We start from the raw sequence: 24,764 nt of genomic DNA on the forward strand, positions 1-24,764 counted from the left end.
GTGTCCCGACTGCGGCAGGGCGCCGGACGAGGCTCGTACGGTCGTGTCCGGGCTGCGGCAGGGCGCCGGGCGAGGCTCGTACGGTCGTGTCCGGGCTGCCGCAGGACGCTAGGCGGAGCCCCGGACCGTGCCGACGGCCCGCAGCGTGCGCACCGCCGCGTCCTTGAGGGCGGGGTGTTCGCGCACCAGCCGGTGGGCTGCCCGCAGCGGCTCGCGGCGGAGCCAGTGCAGGGCGGCGCCCGGGCCGGACGTGCGCAGTGCTCCTTCGTGGACCATGAGGTCGCCTGTCTTGAAGGAGTTCTTGTAGGCGGCCTCGCCCCTGCCGAAGTCGACGAGACGGATGCCGGACGCGGCGGCCGCCTCGATCATGCGCAGGTAGAGGATCCGGCCGGGCGAGAAGGTGGCGACGCTTCGGTCGTAGGAGGGGAACCAGCAGGAGAGGACCGTGCGGGAGCGCAGGCCGAAGTGGGCGGCGACGGGCCTGTCACCTGCGTAGAGCACCGAGAGGTCGCCGGAGCAGTGGGGTGCGTCCGAGTCGGCGAGCAGGGCGATGAGTTGGGCGATCCACGGCTGGGTGAAGGGGTCGCGGCGGCCGGTGCGCCGGTAGTGCGCGGACTTCCAGCCGAGGAGGGTCCGCAGCGCCGCCGGGTCGCGTTCGCCGTGGACGAACCGCAGCGGGCCGAGGTGCCGGGCCAGCCGGCGCTCCTGGGCCCGGGTCGTTTTCAGCAGGCTCCGCGAGTGGGCGCGCAGGTGGGTCTCGTATGCCGCGTATCCGTGGGCGAGGTCGACGACGGGGGACGCGAACCCGCCTGTCGCGTACGGCAGGAAGAGGTCCTGGCCGTTCTCGAGGTGGTTGAACTCCCAGGCGTTCAGGGAGCAGGCGCGCATGAGGTGGTGCGGGTCGAGGTGGGTGTCGTCGGGGTGCAGGACGGCGCCCTGGCAGTCGGACACCCCCAGGCCGACCGCGCGGCCGTGGCCCCATCGGCCCCGCTGGTAGGGGAAGTAGCCGACCGCTTGCCGCTTGCGACGCAGCACCGCCACCCGGGCGTCGCGGCGTACCCGGCCGATGGCCTGGGTGAACTCGGCGCTCATGAAGGGGTTGGCGGGTGCGCCGGCCGTGGCGTGTCGGAGTTCGTTCCAGAGGGCGAGGTCGCCCGGCGTGAGGTCGCCGGCGGGCACGATGTCGATGCGTGGAGTGGTCATGGGGGTCCCTGGGTTCCTGGTTCGAGGCAAGAGGGTCGTCCGCCGGGGCCTCGCGAGGTGCGCGACGTTCGGACCTGTGGGGGGACAGACGGGTCGGACCTGCGGGGGGGGACAAGGGTGAGGCGTACGGCGCGACGGCGTGCGGTGACGCGTGGCGTGCGGGCAGGCGTGGGCGGTCCGGCAGCGTCAGGGAGGGCCCCGTCGACCGGACGCGCCGGTGAGCAGCACCTCGCAGAGGCACCGTTCGTCGGCGGGACGGGCGCCTGGGAAGCGGCTCGGGTCCACGGCCGGCACCGTGGACGTCCGCGCCGACAGCAGAGCGCACAGACGGCGGAAGAGGCTCCGCAGACCCGACTGGACCATGCCCGAGAGCGGGAACCGCGAGCGGGCCACGGCGCGCAGCGCGCATACCGTGACCAGGGTCATCGCCAGATGGATCGCGCCGCCCGCGGCTTCGTGGAGCGTCCCTCCGGCGGGGCCGGGGCCGACGGCGGCGAAAGAGAACCAGCAGCAGGCCGCGATCTGCGCCGACACCATGGCGCCGAGGTCGGGCAGCAGGGCGCCGGACCCGGAGACACGCGAGCGCAGCAGGGCGCACATGAAGAAGACCAGTGCCACCGCCGGACAGGCGGCGAGCGAGACCGTGCGCGCGAAGACCAGGTGATAGCCGGCGGCGGCCAGGGCCGTCGTGGTCGCGGCCAGGCCGACGGCGGACAGCGCTCCGGTGGCGGCCACGCCGTCGGCGCGCGGAAGGCCGCGGCAGGCGAGAGGGAGCGGGTGCACGGTCATGTCCCGTCCATGGTCGAGGAGACACGCGTGCCGGCGGTCCGGAACGGCGAAACCGCCAGGTGCGAACGTTCGGGCGACCGGTCACGTCTGCGGGTGAACCCGCAGGTGAGCGGTGCGGGCGGGCGAGGTGACTCCTCCCCTCGCCCGGCAGACCGGGCAGACCGGGCAGACCGGCAGACGTCCTGCCAGCCCGCCGGACCCGCAGAGACACGGACCCCGTCAGACCCGCGGACCCGCGGACCCGCGGACCCGCGGACCCGCCGAAACCCCAGCCCTGCAGTCCCGCGGCCGACCGTCAGTCGTCGTGCCGCGTCGTCGCCCTGCCCTGACCGGCCGCCGCGTCCAGGAGGGGGCGCAGTTCTCGGGTCACGGCCTCCAGGGCCCGTACGTCCTGTTCGGCGCGGGCGATGAGGAGCGCGCCCTCCAGGGCGCTGATCATGAGGGTGGCGAGCGCGCCGGACCGCTGTTCGGGCACGCCCATGTCCGTCAGCGCGCGGGCCACCGGCTCCGTCCAGGCGGCGAACGCGGCGGCCGCGGCGTCCCGGCTGGACGCCGCGGTCCTCGCGCAGTCCACGGTGGCCGCCGCCACCGGGCAGCCTCCCCCGAAGCCGGCGGACGCGTACTCGTCCGTCCACTGCCGCACCATCTCGGCGAACAGGGCGCCGGGCGTCGGCTCGGGCAGCGCGGCGAGGAAGCGGGCGACCCGGTTGCCCGCGTACCGGCCCGCCCAGCCCACCGCCTCGTTGACGAGCTGCTCCTTGCCGCCGGGAAAGTAGTGCTGGAGCGATCCGCGGGGCGCCCCCGCGTGCGCGGCGACCTCGCGCATGCCGGTCGCGGCGACGCCGTCGCGCCGGATCAGCTGGGCGGCGCTGAAGACCATCCGCTCGCGCGGTCCTCGCCCGGACACCGCCATCGCCCGCCTCCCACACCATGATCGGCACTCGCTTCGGCTCCACCCTATGACCGGCGTCATAGAACCGGCTACTATGACCGCTGTCATAGTCAGCGGCTACAGCGGCGGCGCGCCCTGCGGCAGCGGTCCGCCGGCCGCCCGGCCGAAAGCGCGGTGCATCGTGGACGACGACGGATCGGCCGGTCCGGCCGGCTTCATCGGCCTCGGAGTCATGGGGCAGCCCATGGCGCTCAACCTCGCCCGCGCCGGGACCCCTCTCGTGGTGTGGAACCGCACCCCGGGCCGGTGCGACCCCCTGCGCGCCGCCGGCGCCGAGGTCGCGACGGGTCCCGGCGAGGTCTTCGCCCGGGCCCGGACCGTGATCCTCATGCTGGCGGACGAGGCCGCGGTCGACGCCGTGCTCGCACGCGGGACGGCGGACTTCGCCGCGCGCGTCACCGGGCGCACCGTCGTGCACATGGGCACGACCTCGGCCGAGTACTCGGACGGCCTGCAAGCCGACGTCCGGGCGGCGGGCGGCCGCTATGTCGAGGCCCCGGTCTCCGGCTCCCGCGTCCCCGCCGAGCAGGGGGAACTGGTGGGGATGCTGGCGGGCGACGCGGACGCCGTGGCGGCCGTGCGGCCGCTGCTCGGCCCGCTGTGCCGGGAGACCTTCGCCTGCGGGGCGGTGCCAAAGGCGCTGCTGATGAAGTTCTCGGTGAACCTGTTCCTGATCACCCTGGTCACCGGCCTCACGGAGGCGTTCCACTTCGCCGACCGGCACGGGCTCGACCGACGCCTGCTCCGGGACGTCCTGGACGCGGGCCCGATGGCCAGCGCCGTCTCCCGGACCAAGGCGGCCAAGCTGCTGAGCCGCGACTTCAGCGTCCAGGCCGCCGCGGCCGACGTCCTGAAGAACAACCGGCTGATCGCCGAGGCCGCCCGAAGGACCCGGCTGGCCTCACCGCTCCTCGACGTCTGCCACGCCCTGTTCGGCGAGGCCGTCGAGCAGGGGCACGGCGGCGAGGACATGGCGGCCGTGCTGCACGCGCTCGAGACCCGGACCGCCTCCGGCGTCGCAACCGCCCACGGGGGGTGAGCCGGCCGGGAGCGCGGGCGGGGAGGAGGAGCCGGCTCCCAGCGGGGCCGTGTCGGCCTCCCGTCGCCGGGTACGCGGTGGTCACCCGAGGAACAAGGGTCACACCGCAAGGACACGGAAAGGACGTGGGAAACCATGCGCATCGCGTTTCTGACGGCGCCCGAGGGCGTCGAGCAGGTCGAGCTCACCGATCCCTGGCAGGCCGCGGTCGACGCGGGGCACGAGCCCGTCCTGGTGTCGACCGAGCCCGGCAAGGTCCAGGCGTTCCACCATCTCGACAAGGCGGACACGTTCGGCGTGGACGAGGTCGTCGGCGAGGCGTCCGCGGACTCCTTCGACGGGCTGGTCCTGCCCGGCGGCGTCGCGAACCCCGACGTCCTGCGCTCCGACGACAGGGCCGTGGCGTTCGTCAAGGACTTCTTCGACCAGGGCCGGCCGGTCGCCGCGATCTGCCACGCGCCGTGGACCCTCGTCGAGGCGGACGTCGTGCGGGGCCGTGTGCTCACCTCGTGGCCGAGCCTGCGGACGGACATCCGCAACGCGGGCGGCACCTGGGTGGACGAGCAGGTGAAGATCTGCGACAACGGCCCCGGCAAGCTGGTCACCAGCCGCAAGCCGGACGACCTCGAGGCGTTCTGTGAGACGTACCTGCGCGTCTTCGCGCAGGAGGCGGCCTGAGCGAGCCGGACACCCTCGCGAGACCCCGGCAGGACGTCGCGACACCCCCGCAGGACGCCCCCGGGCCCGCCCCGGATCGCGGCCCCGGTACGGGCTCACGCCCCGCCGGGGCCGCCCCGCTCGCCCGATCCCCTCGCGCCCGGGCTGCCCGTGCCCGGGCCCCACTTGCCGACGGGTGCGGTCGCGGGGCCGGGCTCCCCGGTGGCCCTGATCCCGGCCGAGGTCTGACGGGCGCCGCCGTTCGCACCGGCGCCACGTTCCCGGGCCCCGTCGCGGGTGCGCCCCGGGGAGACGAACCGGCGCGGGTTGCGACGCAGATACTCGCCCTCCAGCTGGGCCATGCGGTCGTTGTGGGCCCGCAGGGCGTCGTTCGAGCCGTGCAGCAGGGTGTCGTGGCGCGTGCGGTGGATCGTCTCCAGCTCTTTCATCAGCTGCTGGTCGTCCAGCCGGTCCGGGTCGACTCCGGTCATCGTGGTGCCCCGCTCGTCGTGTTCGTCCATGCGGTCCGGGTACCCGCTCGGGAGTGGTGTCAGCACTCCCTCGCGACGGGACCCGGGAGGGAACCGGGGAGCTCGTGTCTCTGCCTCCACTGTACGAACATTCCGGCGCCCGGGCCTGCGTGCACGTCCACGCCCCGCCGCACGGGGACGGCGCCGACTACCGGGCGCGCTCCACGCGCCGTTCGTCCCACACCGGCTCCGCGGTCTCCCGGACCCGGCCGTCGCTGCCGAAGACCAGGTACCGGTCGAAGGAGCGGGCGAACCACCGGTCGTGGGTGACGGAGAGGACGGTCCCCTCGAAGGCCTCCAAACCCTCCTGGAGGGCCTCCGCGGACTCCAGGTCGAGGTTGTCCGTCGGCTCGTCGAGGAGCAGGGCCGTGACGCCCTGCAGTTCGAGCAGCAGGATCTGGAAGCGGGCCTGCTGTCCGCCGGAAAGCCGGTCGAACGCCTGTTCGGCCTGCTGTGTGAGCTCGTAGCGCCGCAGCCGCGACATGGCCGCGCCCCGGTCCTGGGAGTGTTCGCTCCACAGGATGTCGAGGAGGGTGCGGCCCAGCAGCTCGGGATGGGCGTGCGTCTGGGCGAAGTGCCCGGGCACCACCCGCGCGCCGAGCTTCCACTCCCCCGTGTGCGCGACGGCGTCACCGGCGAGCAGTCGCAGGAAGTGCGACTTGCCCGAGCCGTTGGAGCCGAGGACGGCGACCCGCTCGCCGTAGAACACCTCCAGGTCGAAGGGTTTCATCAGGCCGGTGAGCTCGAGCCCCTTGCAGGTGACGGCCCGTACCCCGGTGCGGCCGCCCTTGAGGCGCATCGTGATGTCCTGCTCGCGCGGCGGCTCGGGCGGCGGTCCCGCCTCCTCGAACTTGCGCAGCCGGGTCTGCGCCGCCTGGTAGCGGGACGCCAACTCATGGCTGATGGACGCGGCCTGACGGAGGTTCAGCACCAGCTTCTTCAGCTGGGCGTGCTTCTCGTCCCACCGGCGGCGCAGTTCCTCGAAGCGGGCGAAGCGTTCGCGGCGGGCTTCGTGGTACGTGGTGAAGCCGCCGCCGTGCACCCAGGCGTCGGCGCCGGCCGGCCCCGGCTCGACGGAGACGATCTTCTCGGCGGCGCGGGAGAGGAGTTCACGGTCGTGGGAGACGAAGAGGACCGTCTTGCGGGTCTCCTTCAGCCGTTCCTCCAGCCACCGCTTGCCGGGCACGTCCAGGTAGTTGTCGGGCTCGTCGAGCAGCAGCACCTCGTCGCCGCCGCGCAGCAGCGCCTCCAGCACGAGCCGCTTCTGCTCGCCCCCGGAGAGCGTCCGCACCAGACGGAACTGGGCCTTGTCGTAGGGGATGCCGAGCGCGGCCGTGGTGCACATGTCCCACAGCGTCTCGGCCTCGTACCCGCGCACCTCGGCCCAGTCGGAGAGAGCCTGCGCGTACTGGAGCTGAGCGGCCTCGTCGTCGACGGTCATGATCGCGTGCTCGGCCTTGTCGACGGCGCCCGCCACCTCGCGGATACGGGGCGGGGCGACGGACACCAGCAGGTCGCGCACGGTCGTCTCGTCCCGTACGGAGCCCACGAACTGGCGCATCACGCCCAGACCGCCCGAGACGGTGACCGTGCCTCCGTGCGGTTTCAGCTCACCCGAGATCAGCCGCAGCAGCGTCGTCTTGCCGGCGCCGTTGGGCCCGACCAGGGCCACCACGGCCCCTTCGCCCACCCGGAACGACACGTCGCCGAGCAACGCCCTCCCGTCGGGGAGGTAGTACTCGAGGTGCGCGGCTTCCAGGTGTCCCATGGTGAGGCATTCTGCGGGCCGCCCCCGGCCCGCGGCAAACCGAATATCCATGCCTGTCATCGCGTCCACATAGTGGAACGAGCTGTCTCACCATACGAGCAGCGGCGTACGGTGGCGATGCCGGGCACCCGGTTCGCCGAGCAGTCGAGAAGGGGTACAGCCATGCCGAAAGCGCAGGAGACCGCCGTCTACACGCACGGACACCACGAGTCGGTGCTGCGGTCGCACACCTGGCGGACCGCGGCCAACTCCGCCGCCTACCTGCTCGGCTCGCTGAAGCCGCACATGAAGATCCTCGACATCGGCTGCGGCCCGGGCACCATCACCGCCGACCTGGCCGCCCTGGTCCCCGAGGGGCACGTCACCGGCGTCGACCGCGCGCCCGGCGTCCTGGAGCAGGCCCGCGCCGCGGCGGCCGGGCGGGGCCTCGCCAACGTGGACTTCGCGGTCGCCGACGTGCACGCGCTGCCCTACCCGGACGACTCGTTCTGCGTCGTCCACGCCCACCAGGTGCTCCAGCACGTCGGCGACCCCGTGCAGGCGCTGCGCGAGATGCTGCGCGTGACCGGGCCGGGCGGCTTCGTCGCGGTCCGCGACTCGGACTACGCGGCGATGACCTGGTATCCGGCCTCGTCCGGCATGGACGACTGGCTGGACCTGTACCACCGGGTGGCCCGGGCAAACGGCGGCGAACCGGACGCCGGTCGCCGGCTGAAGTCCTGGGCGCTGGCGGCCGGGTTCGCCGACGTCACGGCCACCTCGGCCACCTGGACCTTCAGCACGCCGGAGGAACGGGCCTGGTGGAGCGGTCTGTGGGCCGACCGCACGGTCGCCTCGGCGTACGCGGAGCGTGCCACGGGCGGCGGGCACGCCACGGCGGAACAGCTGGCGGCCGTGTCACAGGCCTGGCGGGAGTGGGGGCGGCGGGAGGACGGCTGGTTCAGCGTGCTGCACGGGGAGATCCTCTGCCGCAAGGCCGCCTGAGCCTGCGGCTGCTCGTTCCCGCAGGGCCGCCTGAACCTCCGGCCGCCCGTTCCCGGGAGGCGGCGGTCGCAGGCCCTCATTCCCGGGGAAGCAGCGGTCCCAGCGGCCCGAGGTCCAGATTGAGGTCCTCGGGCTGCAGTCCGTAGCGCTCGCGCAGTTCGGTCATGCGCTCGTCGAGCAGCATCAGCGTGAGCCCGATGCGCTCCTCCTGCTCCTCGCTCAGGTCCCCCGTGTCGAAGCGGCGCACCGCCTGCCGTTCCATCAGCTGGCGCAGCAGCTCCACGACGGTCAGGACGAGCTTGACCAGGTCGCGCTCGACGGTGTCGGGCTCGAGGTCGACACGGTGGCGACGGTCCGTCACAGCAGATCCCCCCAGGGCGACGGAACGTTCTCGTTCACTGAGCTGATCAGCGCGTTGAGGTCGATGCGGACGAGATCGACGTCCGCGATGCGCAGGGTGATGTCGCCCGTGATGACGACCCCGCCGGCCAGCAGCCGGTCGAGCAGGTCGACGAGGGCGACTTCGCGGCGCTCCACGACGGTCATGCGTCCTCCCCCGGCCCGCCGGCCCCGACGTCCTCGGTCATGTCCACGAAGGAGTAGGCCGCCCACGGCCCGGTGAGCTCCACCCGTATCCCGGGCTCCTCGTCCTTCGTGCGGTCCACGATCTCCACGAACTCCTCGGACTGTGCGCGCGGCACCAGATAGGCGGCGTTCAGCACGTTCTGCCCGGAGGCCTCGGAGAGCGCGGAGTTCTGCGGCGGGTGGAGCCGGGCGTCCTCGGCGCGCGCGGACAGCGTCGTGTGCAGCCGCCCGGCGAACTCCTCGGCCCGCTGCCAGGTGTCCTCCTGGGCCCGGGCCCGCGTACGCCGCTGCCGGAGGTAGTCACGGCCGGAGACGGGCTTGGCCGCTGCCGGCTCGGGCTCCCGCGTCCCGGGCTCGACGTACACCTTCACGCCCCACTCGACCCGCCCGTCGAGCCGGTCCAGGGTGCGCAGGAAGTCCTGCTCGTGCTTCTCCATCATCACGCGGACCGCGCTGTCGTCCCGGAAGACGGTGGCCAGGCGCAGCGGCAGGGGCGTGGTGACGGCCGTCAGCGCGTCGATGACCTGCTGGTGGGCCCTGGCGGTCTCGGTGAGCCAGTCCAGGTCCTCCAGCCGGCGGTGGAGCGGCCCCTCCGCGAAGTCACGCTCGGGGACATGGCTCACCACGGCGATCAGGCCGTGGTGAGCCAGCAGCCGGGGCGGATCCCCCGCAACGCCCGACAGGGCCGTCTGCAGGGGCGCGCCGAGGGGGCGGCAGACGGCGTACACGTAGCGCAGTCCGGTCACGAGGACTCCTTCCGGGCGTTCGCACGGGCCTCACGCGGAGCGTCCCGCCGGGGTTTCTGCCGGGGACGGGCCGGCTCCAGCTCCTCCAGCTCCTCCGGGTCGGCCAGCTCCTCCAGCCGGGCCAGCCGCTCGCGCAGCTCGGCGTTCTCCCGCGCGAGCTCCTTGCGGCGGGCGCCGGAGGACAGCGCCGGGTCGTCCTCCCACCAGTCGATCCCCATCTCCTTGGCCTTGTCGACGGAGGCCACGATGAGCCGTAGCTTGATGGTGAGCAGTTCGATGTCGAGCAGGTTGATCCGGATGTCGCCCGCGATCACGATGCCCTTGTCCAGGACACGCTCGAGGATGTCGGCCAGGTTGGCTCCGCCGCCCTGGCCGTACGGCTCCGGCATCCGGCTCGCCATGGTCATCGACGACTCCTGTGCTTGTCGTCCACGTCCTCGTCCTCGGGCTCCTCCTCGTCGTACTCCTCGTACTCGTCCTCGGCCTCGGCGTCCGCCGGCTCGCCGCCCTCTTCGGCTTCGGGCTGCTCCTCGTCGTCGTACGCCTCGTCCTCGGCCTCGTCGGCGTCCTCGTACTCGTCCTCGGCGTACGGGGCGTCCTCGTCGTCCTCCTCATCGTCCTCCAGGCGGCCGTCCTCGGCATCCCGCGGCTCGTCGTCGTCCTCGAGGTCGCCGTCGTCGGCCCGGGCCTCGGCGTCCTCGTTCTCGTCGTCGTCCCGGTTCTCCTCCTCCTCGGCCATCGCGTCCTCGTGGGAGGTGACGACCTCGCCGTCGCGGATCTCGCCGCGCCAGCTGTCCTCGGCCTCCCCCTTGATCGTGATGAAGCGGGCGAAGTTCTTCAGGTCGAGACGCGCACGGCGGCCCTGGGCACGCCAGATGTTGCCGGTCTTCTCGAACAGGCCCGTGGGGTAGTACTCGATGATCAGCAGAATCCGGGTGAGGTTCTCGGCGAGCTCGTGGAAGGAGACGACACCCTTCGTGGTGCCCTTGGCGCCCTCCGACGTCCAGGCGATCCGGTCGTCCGGCACCTGTTCGGTGGTCTTCGCCTTCCAGCTGCGGTTGGACCAGAAGACCTTCGCCTGCCAGTCGCTCGTGGTGTCGTCGGCGCGGTTCGCGCTCTTGACGCCCTTGGCGAAGGTGCTGAAGTCCTGGTACTGCGTCCACTGGTCGTAGGCGGTGCGCAGCGGCACACCGACATCGATCGTCTCCATGATCACGGTCGGCTTCTTGCCCGCGCTCTTCTTGCCCTTGCCGCCCTTGCCGCCACCGAGGCTCTTGAAGGCGCCGGTCACCTTGTCCTTGGCCCGTGAGGCGCCGAGTTCCAGCGCGGAGCGCAACGGCCCCTTGCCCTCGGCGAGCTTCTTACCGCCGTCGAGGGCGAGTTTGGCGAAGCCGGGGCTGTTGCCCTCGGCGATGTCGTTGAGCTTGGACGTGGTGTCGCCGAGCTTGTGACCGACGCCGGTCAGCAGGCGCGTGGCCTGGGCGGCGAGGTACTCCTGCACCTCTTCCTTGAGCCGGTCGGCGGCCTCGCTGTGAGCGATGCCGGAGAGCGGGCCGCCGTTGCCGCCGGCCGCCTCGCCCGCGGCGCCGGAAGCCGCGGAGGTCGCGGACTTGGCGGATCCGAGTGTCTCGGTCATCGGTCTCCGCCTCCCTTCGGCCGCCGGGACCGGGACGTGGTGCCCGAGGCGGTCTTCGCTGCGGTCCTCGCGCCCGTCTTCCCGGCCGACGCGGTCTTCTTGGCGGCCGGCGTGCGGGCCGGGGACTTCCTGGCGGGCGCCTTCTTCGCGGGCGCCTTCTTCGCCGACTTCTTGGCCGGCGCCTTCTTCGCCGCGGTCCTCCTCGGCGGCGCCTCCTCCTCGTCGTCCTGTTCGTCGTCCGGTTCGTCGTCGGCGTCCTCGGCCTCGTCGGCGCTGTCCTGAGCGTCCTCGTCCTCGTCCGCATGGGCGTCCTGAGGCTCGTCGTACTCCTCGTCCGCCTCGTCGTCCGCGTCGCCGTCCGTGTCCTTGCCCGGCACGACGCCCTCGAGCTGGTCGCGCACCTCCGCGGTGCGGCCGTGCAGACGGTCGGCCAGCGCCTCGATCTGCCGCTCGACCATCGCCCCGGAGGCCGCCTTGCCGACGCCGCGCAGGTCGGTGCGCAGCTGGTCGCCGATCTCCTTGAACTGCGGGTTGTCCCGCAGCTGCTGGGAGACCAGGTCGGCGATGCCCTTGGGCGTGAGGTTCAGCTTCTTGCCCGCGACCATCGAGCCCACGGCCAGAGCGAGCTTCAGCTTCCTGGTACGTCCGAGGAGGTACCCGGCCCCTACCGCGAGGCCCAATCCCATTCGGTTCATCCTGCCCACCCGTCGTCCGTTCCCGCGCTCCTGCGCGTCGCGCTCTCCATCCGGTCGAGGAGTTCGTCCTCCTGGCGGTCGAACTCCTCCTCCGTGATCTCACCGGCGTCCAACTGCTCCTCCAGCCGGGCGAGTTCGGCCCGAATGGTGCTCGGGTCGTAATAGATCCGCTCTGCCTCCTTCAGTACCTGGCCCATCACCCAGCCGCTGCCGCGGACCGGGGCGAACGGCAGAAGAAGGACCTCTGAGATGAGTCCCATGACACGCCTACTCCCGGGTCGTGCCGGCGGGTTCGGGTTCGGCCGGACCGGGCTCCACGAAGCTGTACGGCGGCAGCGGGCCGTTGACCCGCACCTCGAGATGCGGGCGGCCCTTGCGGAGCTCCTCCGCGGCCTCCAGGAACCCGGCCGCCGAGTCGCGGTCCACCAGGAAGGACAGGTTGACCAGCCAGCCCGTGGACTCGGGGCCCACGCTGACGTGCGCGGCGAGCGGCTCGAGCTGCTGCCGCACATCCGCCGCGTCCTCGGCCTCCTTGGCCTTGACCGCTGCGGCCACCATCTCGCCGAGCTGCAGACGCTGCTCGTAACTGCCGCCGCCCGACTGACGGTTGGCCTCGGCCAGACCGCGCAGTTCGGGGCTCTCGGCCATCACCTGGTGCAGCACGGCCTCTTCGACGTGCGAGGCCTTGACGTTGTACTCCACCCGGCCCTCGAGGACGTCCAGACGCTCCTTGTAGTGCCCGGCGCGCTCGGCGAGGACTCCGGTGACGGAGCTGTCGTCGGGTGCGACGCTGCCGAACCGCATGGGCAGCACACAGCCGCCGGCGCCCGCCTCGGCGAGCACGGTCTGGTGGGCGAGCAGCTCCCTGCGCTTGGGCCGCAGCCCCTCGGGGGCGTCGCTGACGATCGCCGCCAGCTCGCCCTCCGTCAGGACGCGCACCGGCAGCGGCGGCTCGCCGACACCGGCCAGGCCGTCGGGAAGGGCGGGGTGCGACCGCGCGACGATGCCGTACACGTACGTGCTCACTCCTGCTCCTCCTTCCGGCGCGCGGATGTGCTCTTACGGGCCCGGGGCCTGGCCTCGCGTTCCCGCTCCTCGGAGGAGTCGTCGCCACGGGCCTGCTTGAACGCGTCGGAGATGGTCTCCGCCGCGCCCGACAGTGCTCCCTTGGACTTGCCGCGGGCGCCGGACTCGGTCATCTCGCCGACGAGGTCGGGCAGGCCGGGGTCCTTGCGCGGTCCTGCCTCCAGGTCGAGCCGGTTGCACGCCTCGGCGAAGCGCAGATAGGTGTCGACGCTGGCCACCACGACCCTGACGTCGATCTTGAGGATCTCGATGCCGACCAGGGACACCCGCACGAACGCGTCGATGACGAGACCCCTGTCGAGGACGAGCTCCAGCACGTCGTAGAGGCCGCTGGAGCCGCCTCCCCCGCCGGTCTGTTGTGCCGGGACAACGGTCATGTCTACCGCGCCTCCTTGTCTTGGAGTTCTTGGAGTTCTTGGAGTTCTTGGAGTTCTTGAAGTTCTTGAAGTTCTTGGAGTTCTTGAAGTTCTTGAAGTTCTTGAAGTGGATGGTCGGGAACCTGTACGGGCCGGCGGCCTAGCGGCCGCCCTGCCGATGTGCGTCGGCCCGCCCGCGCTCGTAGCGGCGGACACGCCGGTAGCCGGTCAGCTGACCGCCGGAATCGAGGTCGACCTGATAGCTCGCCATCAGGCTCATCGTGTCCGGCACCCGGGCCAGCTCCATGACCTCGATCTCCAGGGACCAGCCGTCCTCGGTCTGCTCGAAGGACGAGACGCTCTCGGCGCTCATGCCGGTCAGCTCCGCGAGCTGGGCGCGCGCCTGGCGCAGCACGTCCATGGGGCCCGGCCGGTCGTCTGCCACGTCGTCTCCGCCTCTCCCGCGCCGAGGGCTCCGTCGTCTGTCCGGATTCCTCGAATCGTCGGCACTGTCAGAACTGTCAGAAGTGCTCGAACGGTGGGAACTGCTCGAGCGGTCGGAATGGTCTGGGGAGTCAATGTCGTCCCGATCGCGCGAACCGTCGGGATCGCGGGATCGATGTGTGTGTGAAGTGCTTTTCGTGTTCATCGTGGCCACCTCTCCCTTCGGGTGGCCGGAACTCCCTTGACCAAACCTTCACGAGCCCCGTAGTGCGTCGAGCCGGCGTCGGGCCGGGCCCAGCGCGCGCCCCCGTCCCGACGTCCCTGACCAGGGCCGCGTGCGGGCCTGGGCGACGGCGTCGGCGATGGTCCAGCGGCGCGGGCCGAGATCGGGATCGTCGAGCTGCGCCCAGCTGATCGGCGTGGCGACGGGCGCCCCCGGCAGCGCGCGCACCGTGTAGGGGGCGACGGCGGTCTGCGCGTACCCGTTGCGCTGGACGTCCAGGTAGAGCCGCTCCCCGCGGTCCTTCTTGCGGGCCGCCGTGGTCAGCCGGTCGGGATGCTCGGCGGCGAGAGTTGCGGCGACGTCCCGGGCGAACGCGCGGACCTCGTCGAAGTCGTCCTGCCCGTCGACCGGGACCACGACGTGCAGCCCGCGCGAGCCGGTCGTCATCAGGTCGGCGGGCAGGCGCAGCTCGCCGAGGAGTTCGCGCAGCCACCCGGCCGTCTCGCGAACGGCGGCGAAGCGGGAGCCGTCCGCCGGATCGAGGTCGAAGACCATCAGATCGGGGCGGTCGGCCCGGTCGGACCGGGACAGCCAGCGGTGCAGAGTGACACACGCCTGGTCGGCGAGGAACGCCAGCGTGGCGGCGTCGTCGCACACGGTGTGACAGACCGTGCCGCCCTCCTTCGCCAGCTCCACCCGCGTGATCCACTCGGGGTAGTGCTCCGGTGTGTTCTTCTGCATGAACCGCGGCCCGTCGACGCCGTCCGGATGCCGTTCCAGCATCAGGGGGCGGCCGCGCAGCTGCGGCAGCATGAACGGGGCGACGTCCCGGTAGTAGGCGACGAGGTCGGCCTTCGTGTACTCCTTCGCGTCCCCGCCGCCGGGGAAGAGCACCTTGTCCGGCCGGTGCACCTCCAGGGTCCGGCGGCCGGCGCGCACCGTGTGCACCGGGTCGCCGCTCACGGCGTGATCGCCTGCTCCACCAGCAGCCGTGCGGACGCGGCGATCGACTCGGCGTCGATGCCGGCGGCGTGCAGCTGCTCCGCCGGGCTCGCCGAACCGGGCATCGTCCGGACGGCGAGACGCACCAGGCGGGGCACCGGACGGCCGTCGAGGAAGGCGTCGAGGACCGCGTCCCCGAGGCCGCCCTCCGGGTGGTGGTCCTCCACGGTCAGCAGGCAGCCGGTCTCCTCGGCGGCGCGCCGCAGTGTGGCCCGGTCGACGGGTTTGACGGAGTACAGGTCGACGACCCGGACCGCGATGCCCTCGCCGTCGAGCGCGTCGGCGGCCTTCAGCGCCTCGTGCACGGTGACGCCGGCCGCGACGATCGTCATGCGGTCGTGCTCCGAGGAGCGCAGCACCTTGCTGCCGCCGACCGGGAACTCCTCGTCCGGCCCGTAGAGGACCGGCGCGGCCCCGCGCGAGGTGCGCAGGTAGCGCACGCCGTCCAGGCCCGCCATGGTGGCGACGAGCCGGGCGGTCTGGTTGGCGTCGCACGGGTACAGCACGGTGGAACCGTGCACCGCCCGCAGCATCGCCAGGTCCTCCAGGCCCATCTGCGAGGGGCCGTCCTGCCCGATGGCGACCCCCGCGTGGGAGCCGACCAGGTTGACGCCGGCGCCGCTGACGGCCGCCATGCGGATGAAGTCGTGGGCGCGGCTCAGGAAGGCCGCGAACGTGGAGGCGTACGGCGTCCAGCCGCGCGCCGAGAGTCCGACCGCGGCGGCGACCAGCTGCTGTTCGGCGATGTAGCACTCGAAGTAGCGGTCGGGATGTTCCTTGGCGAAGGCCTCGGCGCGGGTGGAGTCGCCGACCTCGCCGTCGAGGGCGACGACGTCCTCGCGGGCGGTGCCGAGGGCGGCGAGGGCCTTGCCGAAGGCGTCCCGGGTCGCCGCCTCCTCGCCCACCTGCCAGGTGGGCGGGTCCGGCTGTCCCGAGGGGACGGAGTGCAGCATCCGGGCGTCGGCCGGCTCGTGCACGCGGACCCGCAGGTCACGGACGCCGCCCAGCTCCTCGATCGCCTCGTCGGCGTCCGGCAGCGGCTTGCCGTGCAGACCCTCACGGTCCTCGACGGCGGCCACGCCGCTGCCCTTGAGGGTGCGCGCGAGGATCACCGTGGGCTGCCCGCTGGTGGAGACCGCCTCGCCGTACGCGCGGTCGATCGCGTCCACGTCGTGTCCGTCGACCTCGACCGTGTGCCAGCCGAATGCCTGGAAGCGGCGGGCGTAGGCGTCCAGGTCGTGGCCGTGCCGGGTGGGGCCGCGCTGGCCGAGCCGGTTCACGTCCACGATCGCGGTGAGGTTGTCCAGGTGCTCGTGGCCCGCGTGCTCGGCGGCCTCCCACACCGAGCCCTCGGCAAGCTCGCTGTCCCCGCACAGCACCCAGACGCGGTAGCCGGTGCGCTCGAGCCGCTTCCCGGCGAGCGCGATGCCGACGCCGACCGGCAGGCCCTGGCCGAGCGATCCGGTGGCCGTCTCCACCCATGGCAGTCGCTGCGGGGTGGGGTGTCCCTCGAGCCGGCTGCCGAGTTTGCGGAAGGTCAGCAGTTCCTCGTCGTCGACTGCCCCGGCGGCCTTGTAGGCGGAGTACAGCAGCGGGGAGGCGTGGCCCTTGGAGAGGACGAAGCGGTCGTTGCCGGGATGGGCCGGGCGGTCGAAGTCGTAACGGAGGTGGTGGGCGAGGAGGACGGCCATCAGGTCCGCGGCCGACATCGAGGACGTCGGGTGCCCGGAGCCCGCGGCGGCGGACGCGCGCACACTGTCCACCCTCAACTGCTGTCCGAGTTCGACGAGTTCGGCGGTGTCCATCGGGTCAGCGGTCTCCTTCCGCGCGGTCGTCGCGCTGGGCGGCCCCGGGGACGGGCCGGTTCCTCGCGGGCTCCCCGCCGGGCTGGTTCCTCGCGGGCTCGCCGCCCGGCTGGTTCCTCGCGGGCTCGCCGCCCGGCTGGTTCCTCGCGGGCTCCTCGGCGGACTCGCCGTCGCGGCCGTCGTGCGACGTCCTCGCCGGTCCGGAACTGTGCTGTCCCACCTCGGGCGTCGGCGCGTCGATCGACCGGGAGCCGTCCTCCGGCGACGACCGTTCCCGGGCGGATCCGGCGTCGCCGCCCCCGTGCCGTCCCACCTCGGGCGTGGGCGCGCTGATCGACTGGGAGCCGTCCTCCGGGGAGGGATGCGGTTCGCCGGACTCGGTGGTCGCCTGATTCTGGTCGTTCACGTCGTTCCCCTCATCGTTGTCGTCGGGTCGCCCGCCCCGTCCCGGACGGTGCCGGCGTCCCGGGTGTGGCACCTCGTCGCCGGTCGCCGCCCCGGGTCGGACGCGGTCTGCCGGGTCCGGCCTGCCGTACGGCGCCCACCGGGGCCGGCGCGGACCGCACCCGGTGACCTGGCACGGCGCCGGGACCGTCCGGCCCCGGCGGAGCCGACGGAGGCGATCTCGATGCGAGCTCGGCTCACGGGGACCTCCGACGGTGTCCGGGCGGGTGTCGTCCGAGGGTCTCCGCGTCCCCCGGGCAGGGGCGGTCAAACGTGCTCCGGTTTCCCGTCCGGGCTCCGGGTACCCGGGCGGCGACAGCGGATGGACCCAGTCGCGGAGGTACCCCCATGGCCGAGTACGGCTACTTCCTGGCCTGCGAGGAGTTCGCCCCGGCGGACCTCGTCGAGCAGGCGCGCATGGCCGAGCAGGCCGGATTCCAGGCGCTGTGGATCTCCGACCACTACCACCCGTGGAACGGCGCGCAGGGCCAGAGCCCGTTCGTCTGGTCGGTGATCGGCGCGCTCTCGGAGGCGGTGTCGCTGCCGATCGAGACGGCCGTGACCTGTCCGACGGTCCGGATGCATCCGGCGGTGGTGGCGCAGGCCGCCGCCACGGCCGCGGTGATGACGAACGGCCGCTTCCGTCTCGGCGTCGGCTCGGGCGAGGCGCTGAACGAGCACATCCTCGGCGACGCCTGGCCGCCCGCGAACGTGCGCCTGGACATGCTGGAGGAGGCGATCCAGGTGATGCGCCGGCTGTTCACCGGCGAGGAGGTCAGCCACTACGGCCCCCACTACACGGTGGAGAACGCCCGTCTGTACACGGTCCCCGACGAGCCGGTCCCCATCGACGTCTCCGGGTTCGGCCCGAAGGCGACCTCCCTCGCGTCCCGGGTGGGCGACGGCTACATCACGATGATGCCGGACGAGCCCATGGTCGAGCAGTTCCGCAAGGGCGGCGGGGGCGCGGGGCTCGTCAGCGGCGGCACGAAGGTCTGTTACGGCGCGGATCGCGCCGAAGCCGTCCGCACGGTGCGCCGGCTGTGGTCGAACCAGCTGCTGCCCGGCGAGATGGCCCAGATCCTGCCCACACCGAGCCACTTCGAGCAGCTGGATCCGCTGGTCAGCGAGGAGATGGTCGCCGAGAACACGGTGTGCGGCGACGACCCCGACGAGCACCTCGCCGCCCTCACGGCCTTCTCCGACGCCGGCTTCGACCGCGTCTACGTCGGCCAGATCGGCCCCGACCAGCGCGGCTTCTTCGACTTCTACCGCACCAAGGTGCTTCCGAGTCTGCCGTGACCGGCCCGGAAATTCCGGGTGGGCGGCGGCCCCGCGCCCGTAGAGTCGCTCCTTCGACGGCGTCGACGGCGTCGACGGCATACGTGAAGGAGCGAGGAGCGGCAGTGAGTGAGCAGCACACCTACCGGGTGATCGTCCGGGGCACGTGGGACGGCCTGCGTGAGGAGGACCGCGCGCGGCTGCTCGCCGAGGCGGCGGACCACGGGCTGACGAGCATGCGGTTCACCGAGGAGGGCACGCTGACGTACGAGCCGTCGCCGCTGAAGCACTTCTCGATGCGCTACGTCGTGGTGTCGGACGCGGCGGACGGCGACGAGATGGCGGGCGCGCTCGCCGAGGAGCGCGCGGAGACGGCGCTGCGGGAGCTCGGTTACGGCTTCACCGGGCTGCGGTCGACGGTCACGGACCTCGACACCATGAAGATCAACCAGAAGTCCGCGGCCCGGTCCGCGGCCCGGCGGTGATCGCCCACCGCTCGTGATCGCGCCACTCCCCGTCGATGTGGATCATCTCCGGGGAGAATCCCTCCAGGCGGAAGCCGCAGGCGCGGGCGAGGGCGATCGAGGCGGCGTTTCCGGGCTGCACGTTGATCTCCAGCCGGTGCAGCCGCAGCGGTCCGAACGCGTGGCGCACCACGAGGCCGAGCGCCTCGCGCATCAGCCCCCGTCCGGCCGCGTGCGCGAAGGCGCCGTAGCCCAGTGCGCCGCTCTGGAACGCGCCTTCGACGATGTTGTTGACGTTGACGAACCCGGCGATGGCGTCGTCCTCCCGGGTGCACACCAGGAAGCCGGCCTTGGTCGGATCCTCGATGAGCCGGCCCGCGTAGGCCGTGTAGGCGTCGGGGGTGGCGGGCGGGAAAAGCCACGGGTGGTGCAGATCCTTGCTCTCCCGCGCGCGGGAGGTGAACTCCGGTCCGTCCTCGTAGGTGAAGTGGCGTATCCCCACGCGGGGGCCCTCGGCGAGGTAGCGCGATGCGGTGTGCGGCATCGGACCAGCCTACGACCGGGTCACCTCCGCCGGGTCCGGGAGTAGGCGAAGTACGACCCGCACAGCGCGCCGACGACCGCTGTCGCCAGCAGGGCCGCCCACAGCGGCATCGTCACCACGGGGACCAGCAGCCGGATCTCCGTCGCCTGGGTGTTCTCGAAGATGAAGACCAGGGCGAGGACGCCGAGCACCAGGACGGCGATCCGGCCCGGCGTCATGGTCGTCCTCCCCCGGCTCCCGGAGGTCGTGGCGCTCTGCGAGGTCTTCGGGCTCATGGGACCAGCGTCGGCCCGGCGGCCGGCTCACGCGCGGTGAGGGCTGCTCTTCGGGTGACGCGGCGAGGTCAGCGCAGGGCGGGCGCGTCGAGGGTGAGCGTGCCCTCGTCGGCGTCGAGCTCGGCGCTCACGCCGAAGGGCACGGTCAGCGCTCCCTCGCAGTGCCCGAACCCGAGTTCCTCGACGACGGGGACGCCCAGGCCGCCGAGCCGGTCGGCGAGGACCGGACGCAGTTCCTGGTAGGGGCCGCACCGGTCCCAGGAGCCGAGGGCGACGCCCGCGACGCCGTCCAGCCATCCGGTGCGCAGCAGTTGGGTGAGGGCCCGGTCGACGCTGTACGGCGGCTCGCCCACGTCCTCGAGCAGGAGCAGCCCGCCGCGGGCGCCGGCCCGGGTGTGCGGGGTGCCGTACCCGGTGGCGAGCAGCATCAGACAGCCGCCCAGGGTGATGCCCCGCGCCCGCCCGGGGGCGAGGGCGGAGCCGGCGGCGCCGACGACCCGGACGGTCTCGGGGGCGAACAGGGTGGCCCGCAGATGGTCCTGCGTCCGGGCGTTCTTGATGAAGTCGATGCCCGCGGCCACCGGCCCGTACAGCGTGACCAGGCCCAGCCGGACGGCGAACGCCTCGTGCAGGGTGGTGCTGTCGCTGAAGCCGACGAACACCTTCGGGCCGGCGGCCCGCATCGCGTCCCAGTCCAGCAGGTCGACGACGCGCTGGGCGCCGTAGCCGCCGCGTGCGCACAGCACCGCGTCGACGGAGGGATCGCACCAGGCTTGCTGGAGGTCGGCGGCCCGGTCGGCGTCGGTGCCCGCGAGGTGCGGCAGGGCGCGGTGCCGGTCCAGCACGTGCGGGGCGACGACGGGGTCGAGGTCCCAGCCGCGCAGCAGGTCGAGACCGGCCTGCAGCCGTTCCTCCGCCACCGGCCCGCTGGGTGCGACGACCGCGACCCGGGCGCCGGGGGCGAGACGGGGAGGCCGTACGAGTTCCTTCACGGTGCGAGCTCCAGCCTGGGGACGCCGGGCGGGTGCAGCCCGAACACCTGAGCGTACAGCGAGAGCTCGGCCTCCAGGGCGCGCACCGTCGTGGCGGCCTGCCGGAACCCGTGCCCCTCGCCGGCGAACGTGAGGTACGCGTGCGGCACGGGCCGCTCCGCCAGCCTGTGCAGGAACCGCTCGCACTGGGCGGGCGGGCAGATCACGTCGTCCAGGCCCTGCATCAGCAGGAACGGCACGGTGATCCGGTCGGCGTGCTCGACGGGCGAGCGCTCCGCGTACCGGGCGGGCGTCTCGTCGAGCGGTCCGACGAGGGAGTCCAGGTAGTGCGACTCGAAGTCGTGGGTCCCGCCCGTCGCCCACTCGACGAGGTCCAGCACGGGGTAGCGGATGGTGCCGCAGGCGTAGACGCCGCCGCGGATCAGCGACACGGCGGCGGTCCAGCCGCCCGCGCTGCCGCCGCGGATCGCCAGCCGTGTCCGGTCCGCGAGGCCCTCGTCGGCGAGGGCCAGGGCGACGGCCGCGCAGTCCTCGACGTCGACCACGCCCCACTGCTCGCGCAGCCGCTCCCGGTACTCCCGCCCGTACCCGGTGGAGCCTCCGTAGTCGACCTCGGCGACCCCGATGCCGCGGGAGGTGAAGTAGGCGATCTCCAGATCCAGCACGAGCGGGGTGCGGTCGGTCGGCCCGCCGTGCGCCCACACCACGTACGGCGGCAGTTCGTCGTCGGGGCCGACGACGCCGGGGTGGCGGGGCGGGTGGACGTACGCGTGGACGTCGCGCCCGCCGGGCCCGGCGAACGTCCGCACCCGGGGCTCCGGACAGTGGGCGGGGTCCACCGGGTCGTGGTGCGCGGCGCCCACGACTGCGGTCCGGCCGGTGCGGGCGTCGGTCTCCACCACCTCGTACCCGCTGTGCGGGCTCGCGGCGACGGCCACGACGCGGTCACCGCGCACCGCGAGGGTGGGGGCGAACTCCGTCCACGGGCCGGCCGCGTCGGCGACCTCGCCGGTCTGCGGGTCGAGGATCCCGAGAGCGGTGGTCCCCCGGCCGTGGACGACGGCCACGAGCCCGTCGTCGAGCGGCGCGAACCAGCGCAGTCCGAGCTTCCACAGGGCCCCGCCGAACTCCTCCTGCCGCGGGCAGAGCGGCTCGTGGTCGCGGTACAGGTTCCACCAGCCGCTGCGGTCGCTGACGTACAGCAGACGATCGTCCGCCGGCGGTACGCCCTCGCCGGCCGTCCCCGCGGGTCCGCCCGCCGCCGTCGCCGCCGCCGCGGCCGCCGCCGCCGGCGCCCAGTCGACCTGTGCGACGGACTCGCGCGGGCCGCCCGCCACGACCCGCGCCGCGCTCAGGGCGCCGTCCGGTGTGACGTCGGCGACCAGGACCTCCGTGCCCTCCCACGGCATCCGTGGATGGTCCCAGGCCAGCCAGGCGGCCCGGCGGCCGTCCCGGGTCAGGCGCGGGCCGGTGACGAACCGGTGTCTTTCGTCGGTGAGTTCGCGCACCGCGGCGCGGTCGTCGGCGGCCGAGCCGTCCAGCGGCACGGCCGCGAGCACCCGGCGCACGTCGCCGGGCCCCTCGCCGGTGAACTCCTCGAGCACGCACCAGACCTCGTCCCGACCGAGCAGCAACTGCGGCTCCGCCCAGCGCAGTCCGCCGCCCACCGTGGAGACGGGGGTGAGCGGCCTCGGCGCGCCGCCCGATCCGGGCTCGTGCGCGTACAGCCGCTGGTCGGCGAAGTGCGTGAACACCACCAGGACCTCGCCGTCGCGCACCGCGGCCGCCCACGGCAGGCCGCCGTACTCGACGACCCGGCTGCGCACGTTCCAGGGCGGGGGCAGCACCGACTCCTGCGCGCCGTCCGCGCGTCGCCGCACGAGGGTGCGGCGGCCGTTCTCGGCCGGCCGGGGCGCGGTCCACCACACCTCGTCGCCGACGAAGCCCACGTACTCGGGGCGGCCGTCGTGTGCGGCGGCGAGGGCCGCGTCGACGGGCGACGGCCAGGAACCGTAGGGCAGGACCCGCGCCTCGCCCTCCGTGGCGCCCACGACGCGGTTCACGCCGTCCGCAGGAGCCGGTCGAGGACGCGGACGCCGAAGTGCAGCGCGTCGACCGGGACCCGTTCGTCGACGCCGTGGAAGAGGGCCTGGTAGTCGAACCCGGGCGGCAGCTTCAGCGGGGCGAAGCCGTAGCCGGTGATGCCGAGCCGCGAGAACTGCTTGGCGTCCGTGCCGCCGGACATGCAGTACGGCACCACGTGCCCCTCGGGCGCGAACTCCTCGACCGCGGCCCGCATCCGGGCGAAGAGCGGCGCGTCCACCGGTGCCTGGAGGGCGACTTCGCGGTGCGCGAACTCCCAGTCGACGTCGGGTCCGGTGAGGGCGTCGAGCGTCGCCCGGAACTCCTCCTCGCCGCCGGGGAGATACCGTCCGTCGACGTACCCGACGGCCGTCCCCGGGATCACGTTGAGCTTGTAACCGGCGTCCAGCATCGTCGGGTTGGCGCTGTTGCGCACCGTGGCCTCGACGAGTGCGGCGGCCGGGCCGAGCTTCTCCAGCAGGCCGTCGACATCGCTCAGGTCGGTCTCGATGCCGTACAGCGCGGCGAGTTCGGTGAGCGCCGCGCGGACCGTGGGGGTGAGCCGCAGCGGCCACGCGTGCTCGCCGATCCGGGTGACGGCAGCGGCCAGCCGGGTCACCGCGTTCTCCCGGTTGACCTTGGAGCCGTGTCCGGCGCGCCCGTGCGCGGTGAGCTTCAGCCAGCCGGTGCCGCGCTCGCCCGCGCCGACGGGGTAGATCTGGCGTCCGGCGCCGTCGTGGAAGGTGAACGCCCCGGATTCGCCGATGGCCTCGGTGCAGCCCTCGAACAGCTCCGGATGCCGGTCGGCGAGGAACCCGGAGCCGTCCACGGCGCTGGCCTCCTCGTCGGCGGTGAAGGCGACGACCAGGTCGCGCCGGGGCCGCACGCCCTGCCGGGACCAGGCCCGCAGCACGGCGAGGATCATCGCGTCCATGTTCTTCATGTCGACCGCGCCGCGGCCCCACACGACGCCGTCGCGCACCTCGCCGGAGAAGGGGTGCACACTCCAGTCGGCGGCCTCGGCCGGGACGACGTCCAGGTGGCCGTGGACGAGCAGGGCGTCCGCGTGAGGGTCGGAGCCCTCGATCCGGGCCACCACGTTGGTGCGGCCCGGCGTGCGTTCGAGCAGTGCCGGCTCGACGCCCGTGTCGGCGAGCAGCGCGGCCGCGTACTCGGCGGCGGGCCGTTCCCGGCAGTCGCCGCCGCCCCGGTTGCCGGTGTCGAAGCGGATGAGGTCGCAGGTGAGGCGGACGACCTCGTCCAGCGCATGTGCGTCAGCCATACTGCTCCTCGATCGCGGCCGAGACGATCGTGGTGACCGCCTTGAAGGTGCGGATGCCCTCGTACATGGTGCCGCTGGTGTACGCGACCCTGCGCTCGCCGGTGCGGGCGACGCCGGGCACGACGGTGGCCGCCATCGCCAGGTGCTCGGCGTCGAACTCCACGGCGACGGTGAACGGGCCGGCGCGCACCGGCTCCTGACGGACCGCCAGAGCGGCTGCCTCCTTCGCCGCCGCCCGGATGTCGGCCGCGGTGCGGGCCGGGGTGCGGCACACGGCCGCATAGCGTGAGACATGGTCCTTGACCGCGACCTTCAGCGCCTCGGGCGCGTAGCCGAGCGCGTCCTCGCAGGCCACGTCGTCGCCGGTGACGAGGACGACCGGCACGCCGTACTCGGCGGCCACCCGTGCGTTGAGCAGCCCCTCACTGGCCCGCACGTCGTCGAGCCAGACGCCGGTGATGGAGTTGGCGAGGTAGGTGTGGGCGAGGACGCCCTCCATCCCGGCGCCCGCGTGGTAGCCCACGAACGCGATGCCGTCGACGTCCCCGTGCTGGACGCCCTCCACCATGGACAGCGACTTGTGCCGCCCGGTGAGCATCTGCGCCCGCTCGTCGAGCTGCTCCAGGAGCAGGTTGCGCATGGTCCAGTGGGCCTCGTTGATCAGGACCTCGTCGGCTCCGCCGGTGAAGAACCCCAGCACGGCGGCGTTGACGTCGGACGTGAACATCGTCCGGCACCGCTCCCACTGCGCGGTCCCCGGCAGCACGTCGGCGGGCCAGGTGACGCCGGTGGCGCCCTCCATGTCGGCACTGATCAGGATCTTCACGTCCGCGGCCCCCGTCCGGTCCAGGAAGTCCGAGCCTAGGACCTCTCCGGTCGATCACGCCGGAGAAAGGCCGC

At 73.0% G+C, this 24,764-nt stretch carries 28 protein-coding genes and 1 pseudogene; 5 read left to right on the forward strand and 24 right to left on the reverse strand.

The features are described from left to right. Positions 1–108 precede the first annotated feature (108 nt). From OHS82_RS09585 to OHS82_RS09595, 3 genes are all read right to left on the reverse strand, one after another. Complete coding sequence (locus OHS82_RS09585; RefSeq protein ID WP_057582187.1) at positions 109–1,203, reverse strand: GNAT family N-acetyltransferase; 1,095 nt, start codon at positions 1,201–1,203, stop codon at positions 109–111. Between the two features lie 186 nt (positions 1,204–1,389). Beyond that, positions 1,390–1,992 (reverse strand): hypothetical protein, encoded by a 603-nt coding sequence (locus OHS82_RS09590; RefSeq protein ID WP_057582188.1) that lies wholly within the window; start codon positions 1,990–1,992, stop codon positions 1,390–1,392. A 295-nt stretch (positions 1,993–2,287) separates the two neighbouring features. Then, entirely contained in the window at positions 2,288–2,905 is a 618-nt protein-coding gene (locus tag OHS82_RS09595; RefSeq protein ID WP_057582189.1) for a TetR/AcrR family transcriptional regulator, read from the reverse strand. 211 nt (positions 2,906–3,116) lie between these two features. Between OHS82_RS09595 and OHS82_RS09600 the strand changes: the two genes are divergently transcribed. Then, on the forward strand, positions 3,117–3,983 hold the full coding sequence (locus OHS82_RS09600) for an NAD(P)-dependent oxidoreductase (protein WP_443061831.1): 867 nt from the start codon (positions 3,117–3,119) through the stop codon (positions 3,981–3,983). Between the two features lie 135 nt (positions 3,984–4,118). Then, positions 4,119–4,661 (forward strand): type 1 glutamine amidotransferase domain-containing protein, encoded by a 543-nt coding sequence (locus OHS82_RS09605; RefSeq protein WP_328433691.1) that lies wholly within the window; start codon positions 4,119–4,121, stop codon positions 4,659–4,661. Between the two features lie 245 nt (positions 4,662–4,906). On the opposite strand, the pseudogene OHS82_RS09610 reads toward OHS82_RS09605, so the two are convergent. Continuing rightward, positions 4,907–5,161: pseudogene (locus tag OHS82_RS09610) on the reverse strand (DUF6158 family protein); the annotation flags it as partial. Between the two features lie 157 nt (positions 5,162–5,318). Beyond that, positions 5,319–6,938, reverse strand: coding sequence for an ABC-F family ATP-binding cassette domain-containing protein (locus OHS82_RS09615; protein ID WP_328433692.1), 1,620 nt, complete (start codon positions 6,936–6,938; stop codon positions 5,319–5,321). 162 nt (positions 6,939–7,100) lie between these two features. On the opposite strand from OHS82_RS09615, the gene OHS82_RS09620 reads away from it, so the two are divergent. Next, complete coding sequence (locus tag OHS82_RS09620) at positions 7,101–7,922, forward strand: class I SAM-dependent methyltransferase (protein ID WP_057582192.1); 822 nt, start codon at positions 7,101–7,103, stop codon at positions 7,920–7,922. Between the two features lie 76 nt (positions 7,923–7,998). On the opposite strand, the gene OHS82_RS09625 is transcribed toward OHS82_RS09620, so the two are convergent. From OHS82_RS09625 to OHS82_RS09685, 13 genes are all read right to left on the reverse strand, one after another. Next, entirely contained in the window at positions 7,999–8,283 is a 285-nt protein-coding gene (locus OHS82_RS09625; RefSeq protein WP_328433693.1) for a gas vesicle protein K, read from the reverse strand. Next, complete coding sequence (locus OHS82_RS09630) at positions 8,280–8,468, reverse strand: gas vesicle protein (protein ID WP_057582194.1); 189 nt, start codon at positions 8,466–8,468, stop codon at positions 8,280–8,282. The genes OHS82_RS09625 and OHS82_RS09630 overlap by 4 nt, the downstream gene beginning before the upstream one ends. Further along, positions 8,465–9,253 carry a GvpL/GvpF family gas vesicle protein gene (locus tag OHS82_RS09635; RefSeq protein ID WP_328433694.1) on the reverse strand — a complete coding sequence of 263 codons (789 nt, stop codon included), beginning with the start codon at positions 9,251–9,253 and terminating at the stop codon, positions 8,465–8,467. Before OHS82_RS09635 ends, OHS82_RS09630 begins: the two co-directional genes overlap by 4 nt. Next, positions 9,250–9,660 carry a gas vesicle protein gene (locus OHS82_RS09640; RefSeq protein ID WP_057582196.1) on the reverse strand — a complete coding sequence of 137 codons (411 nt, stop codon included), beginning with the start codon at positions 9,658–9,660 and terminating at the stop codon, positions 9,250–9,252. The genes OHS82_RS09635 and OHS82_RS09640 overlap by 4 nt, the downstream gene beginning before the upstream one ends. Continuing rightward, on the reverse strand, positions 9,657–10,889 hold the full coding sequence (locus OHS82_RS09645; RefSeq protein WP_057582197.1) for an SRPBCC family protein: 1,233 nt from the start codon (positions 10,887–10,889) through the stop codon (positions 9,657–9,659). The genes OHS82_RS09640 and OHS82_RS09645 overlap by 4 nt, the downstream gene beginning before the upstream one ends. Further along, entirely contained in the window at positions 10,886–11,584 is a 699-nt protein-coding gene (locus tag OHS82_RS09650) for a DNA primase (RefSeq protein ID WP_328433695.1), read from the reverse strand. The genes OHS82_RS09645 and OHS82_RS09650 overlap by 4 nt, the downstream gene beginning before the upstream one ends. Beyond that, on the reverse strand, positions 11,581–11,844 hold the full coding sequence (locus OHS82_RS09655; RefSeq protein WP_057582199.1) for a gas vesicle protein GvpG: 264 nt from the start codon (positions 11,842–11,844) through the stop codon (positions 11,581–11,583). Before OHS82_RS09655 ends, OHS82_RS09650 begins: the two co-directional genes overlap by 4 nt. A gap of 7 nt (positions 11,845–11,851) precedes the next feature. After that, positions 11,852–12,610 carry a GvpL/GvpF family gas vesicle protein gene (locus OHS82_RS09660; RefSeq protein WP_057582200.1) on the reverse strand — a complete coding sequence of 253 codons (759 nt, stop codon included), beginning with the start codon at positions 12,608–12,610 and terminating at the stop codon, positions 11,852–11,854. Further along, positions 12,607–13,047: a gas vesicle structural protein GvpA gene (locus OHS82_RS09665; protein WP_057582201.1), complete on the reverse strand. Its 441-nt coding sequence runs from the start codon at positions 13,045–13,047 to the stop codon at positions 12,607–12,609. Before OHS82_RS09665 ends, OHS82_RS09660 begins: the two co-directional genes overlap by 4 nt. 139 nt (positions 13,048–13,186) lie before the next feature. Further along, positions 13,187–13,606: a gas vesicle protein GvpO gene (locus OHS82_RS09670; RefSeq protein ID WP_328436044.1), complete on the reverse strand. Its 420-nt coding sequence runs from the start codon at positions 13,604–13,606 to the stop codon at positions 13,187–13,189. A gap of 117 nt (positions 13,607–13,723) precedes the next feature. After that, positions 13,724–14,656: a non-homologous end-joining DNA ligase gene (ligD, locus tag OHS82_RS09675; RefSeq protein WP_199863929.1), complete on the reverse strand. Its 933-nt coding sequence runs from the start codon at positions 14,654–14,656 to the stop codon at positions 13,724–13,726. Beyond that, a complete protein-coding gene (locus OHS82_RS09680; RefSeq protein WP_057582203.1) occupies positions 14,653–16,500 on the reverse strand; it encodes a transketolase in 1,848 nt (615 codons plus the stop codon). Before OHS82_RS09680 ends, ligD begins: the two co-directional genes overlap by 4 nt. Before the next feature lie 4 nt (positions 16,501–16,504). Further along, positions 16,505–16,906 carry a hypothetical protein gene (locus OHS82_RS09685; RefSeq protein WP_328433696.1) on the reverse strand — a complete coding sequence of 134 codons (402 nt, stop codon included), beginning with the start codon at positions 16,904–16,906 and terminating at the stop codon, positions 16,505–16,507. Between the two features lie 386 nt (positions 16,907–17,292). Here OHS82_RS09685 and OHS82_RS09690 point away from each other — a divergent pair, with 386 nt between their 5' ends. Both OHS82_RS09690 and OHS82_RS09695 read left to right on the forward strand, forming a co-directional pair. Then, positions 17,293–18,246: a TIGR03557 family F420-dependent LLM class oxidoreductase gene (locus OHS82_RS09690; RefSeq protein WP_328433697.1), complete on the forward strand. Its 954-nt coding sequence runs from the start codon at positions 17,293–17,295 to the stop codon at positions 18,244–18,246. 104 nt (positions 18,247–18,350) lie between these two features. Beyond that, positions 18,351–18,710, forward strand: a complete 360-nt coding sequence (locus tag OHS82_RS09695; protein ID WP_328433698.1) for a DUF6204 family protein — start codon at positions 18,351–18,353, stop codon at positions 18,708–18,710. Here OHS82_RS09695 and OHS82_RS09700 read toward each other — a convergent pair. The 6 genes from OHS82_RS09700 to OHS82_RS09725 all read right to left on the reverse strand — a co-directional run bounded on the left by OHS82_RS09700 (position 18,670) and on the right by OHS82_RS09725 (position 24,690). Further along, positions 18,670–19,233 carry a GNAT family N-acetyltransferase gene (locus OHS82_RS09700; RefSeq protein ID WP_057582207.1) on the reverse strand — a complete coding sequence of 188 codons (564 nt, stop codon included), beginning with the start codon at positions 19,231–19,233 and terminating at the stop codon, positions 18,670–18,672. The two genes, OHS82_RS09695 and OHS82_RS09700, sit on opposite strands and share 41 nt — an antisense overlap. A gap of 20 nt (positions 19,234–19,253) precedes the next feature. After that, complete coding sequence (locus OHS82_RS09705; protein ID WP_057582208.1) at positions 19,254–19,508, reverse strand: LapA family protein; 255 nt, start codon at positions 19,506–19,508, stop codon at positions 19,254–19,256. Between the two features lie 68 nt (positions 19,509–19,576). Continuing rightward, the gene (locus OHS82_RS09710; protein ID WP_057582209.1) at positions 19,577–20,500 is read right to left on the reverse strand and encodes a S66 peptidase family protein; all 924 of its coding nucleotides are present in this window, start codon (positions 20,498–20,500) and stop codon (positions 19,577–19,579) included. Beyond that, positions 20,497–22,563 carry a S9 family peptidase gene (locus OHS82_RS09715; protein WP_328433699.1) on the reverse strand — a complete coding sequence of 689 codons (2,067 nt, stop codon included), beginning with the start codon at positions 22,561–22,563 and terminating at the stop codon, positions 20,497–20,499. The genes OHS82_RS09710 and OHS82_RS09715 overlap by 4 nt, the downstream gene beginning before the upstream one ends. After that, entirely contained in the window at positions 22,560–23,864 is a 1,305-nt protein-coding gene (locus tag OHS82_RS09720; RefSeq protein WP_057582211.1) for a M20/M25/M40 family metallo-hydrolase, read from the reverse strand. The genes OHS82_RS09715 and OHS82_RS09720 overlap by 4 nt, the downstream gene beginning before the upstream one ends. Further along, positions 23,857–24,690 carry a M55 family metallopeptidase gene (locus OHS82_RS09725; protein ID WP_057582213.1) on the reverse strand — a complete coding sequence of 278 codons (834 nt, stop codon included), beginning with the start codon at positions 24,688–24,690 and terminating at the stop codon, positions 23,857–23,859. Before OHS82_RS09725 ends, OHS82_RS09720 begins: the two co-directional genes overlap by 8 nt. Positions 24,691–24,764 lie beyond the last annotated feature (74 nt).

Source organism: Streptomyces sp. NBC_00425 (assembly GCF_036030735.1).
Taxonomy (GTDB): domain Bacteria; phylum Actinomycetota; class Actinomycetes; order Streptomycetales; family Streptomycetaceae; genus Streptomyces.

Excerpts from the sequence above, each read along its gene's own strand:
- OHS82_RS09585 (WP_057582187.1), bottom strand. The coding sequence starts at position 1,203 with ATGACCACTCCACGCATCGACATCGTGCCCGCCGGCGACCTCACGCCG.
- OHS82_RS09590 (WP_057582188.1), bottom strand. The coding sequence starts at position 1,992 with ATGACCGTGCACCCGCTCCCTCTCGCCTGCCGCGGCCTTCCGCGCGCC.
- OHS82_RS09595 (WP_057582189.1), bottom strand. The coding sequence starts at position 2,905 with ATGGCGGTGTCCGGGCGAGGACCGCGCGAGCGGATGGTCTTCAGCGCC.
- OHS82_RS09600 (WP_443061831.1), top strand. The coding sequence starts at position 3,117 with ATGGGGCAGCCCATGGCGCTCAACCTCGCCCGCGCCGGGACCCCTCTC.
- OHS82_RS09605 (WP_328433691.1), top strand. The coding sequence starts at position 4,119 with ATGCGCATCGCGTTTCTGACGGCGCCCGAGGGCGTCGAGCAGGTCGAG.
- OHS82_RS09615 (WP_328433692.1), bottom strand. The coding sequence starts at position 6,938 with ATGGGACACCTGGAAGCCGCGCACCTCGAGTACTACCTCCCCGACGGG.
- OHS82_RS09620 (WP_057582192.1), top strand. The coding sequence starts at position 7,101 with ATGCCGAAAGCGCAGGAGACCGCCGTCTACACGCACGGACACCACGAG.
- OHS82_RS09630 (WP_057582194.1), bottom strand. The coding sequence starts at position 8,468 with ATGACCGTCGTGGAGCGCCGCGAAGTCGCCCTCGTCGACCTGCTCGAC.
- OHS82_RS09640 (WP_057582196.1), bottom strand. The coding sequence starts at position 9,660 with ATGACCATGGCGAGCCGGATGCCGGAGCCGTACGGCCAGGGCGGCGGA.
- OHS82_RS09645 (WP_057582197.1), bottom strand. The coding sequence starts at position 10,889 with ATGACCGAGACACTCGGATCCGCCAAGTCCGCGACCTCCGCGGCTTCC.
- OHS82_RS09650 (WP_328433695.1), bottom strand. The coding sequence starts at position 11,584 with ATGAACCGAATGGGATTGGGCCTCGCGGTAGGGGCCGGGTACCTCCTC.
- OHS82_RS09655 (WP_057582199.1), bottom strand. The coding sequence starts at position 11,844 with ATGGGACTCATCTCAGAGGTCCTTCTTCTGCCGTTCGCCCCGGTCCGC.
- OHS82_RS09665 (WP_057582201.1), bottom strand. The coding sequence starts at position 13,047 with ATGACCGTTGTCCCGGCACAACAGACCGGCGGGGGAGGCGGCTCCAGC.
- OHS82_RS09680 (WP_057582203.1), bottom strand. The coding sequence starts at position 16,500 with ATGGACACCGCCGAACTCGTCGAACTCGGACAGCAGTTGAGGGTGGAC.
- OHS82_RS09690 (WP_328433697.1), top strand. The coding sequence starts at position 17,293 with ATGGCCGAGTACGGCTACTTCCTGGCCTGCGAGGAGTTCGCCCCGGCG.
- OHS82_RS09700 (WP_057582207.1), bottom strand. The coding sequence starts at position 19,233 with ATGCCGCACACCGCATCGCGCTACCTCGCCGAGGGCCCCCGCGTGGGG.
- OHS82_RS09705 (WP_057582208.1), bottom strand. The coding sequence starts at position 19,508 with ATGAGCCCGAAGACCTCGCAGAGCGCCACGACCTCCGGGAGCCGGGGG.
- OHS82_RS09720 (WP_057582211.1), bottom strand. The coding sequence starts at position 23,864 with ATGGCTGACGCACATGCGCTGGACGAGGTCGTCCGCCTCACCTGCGAC.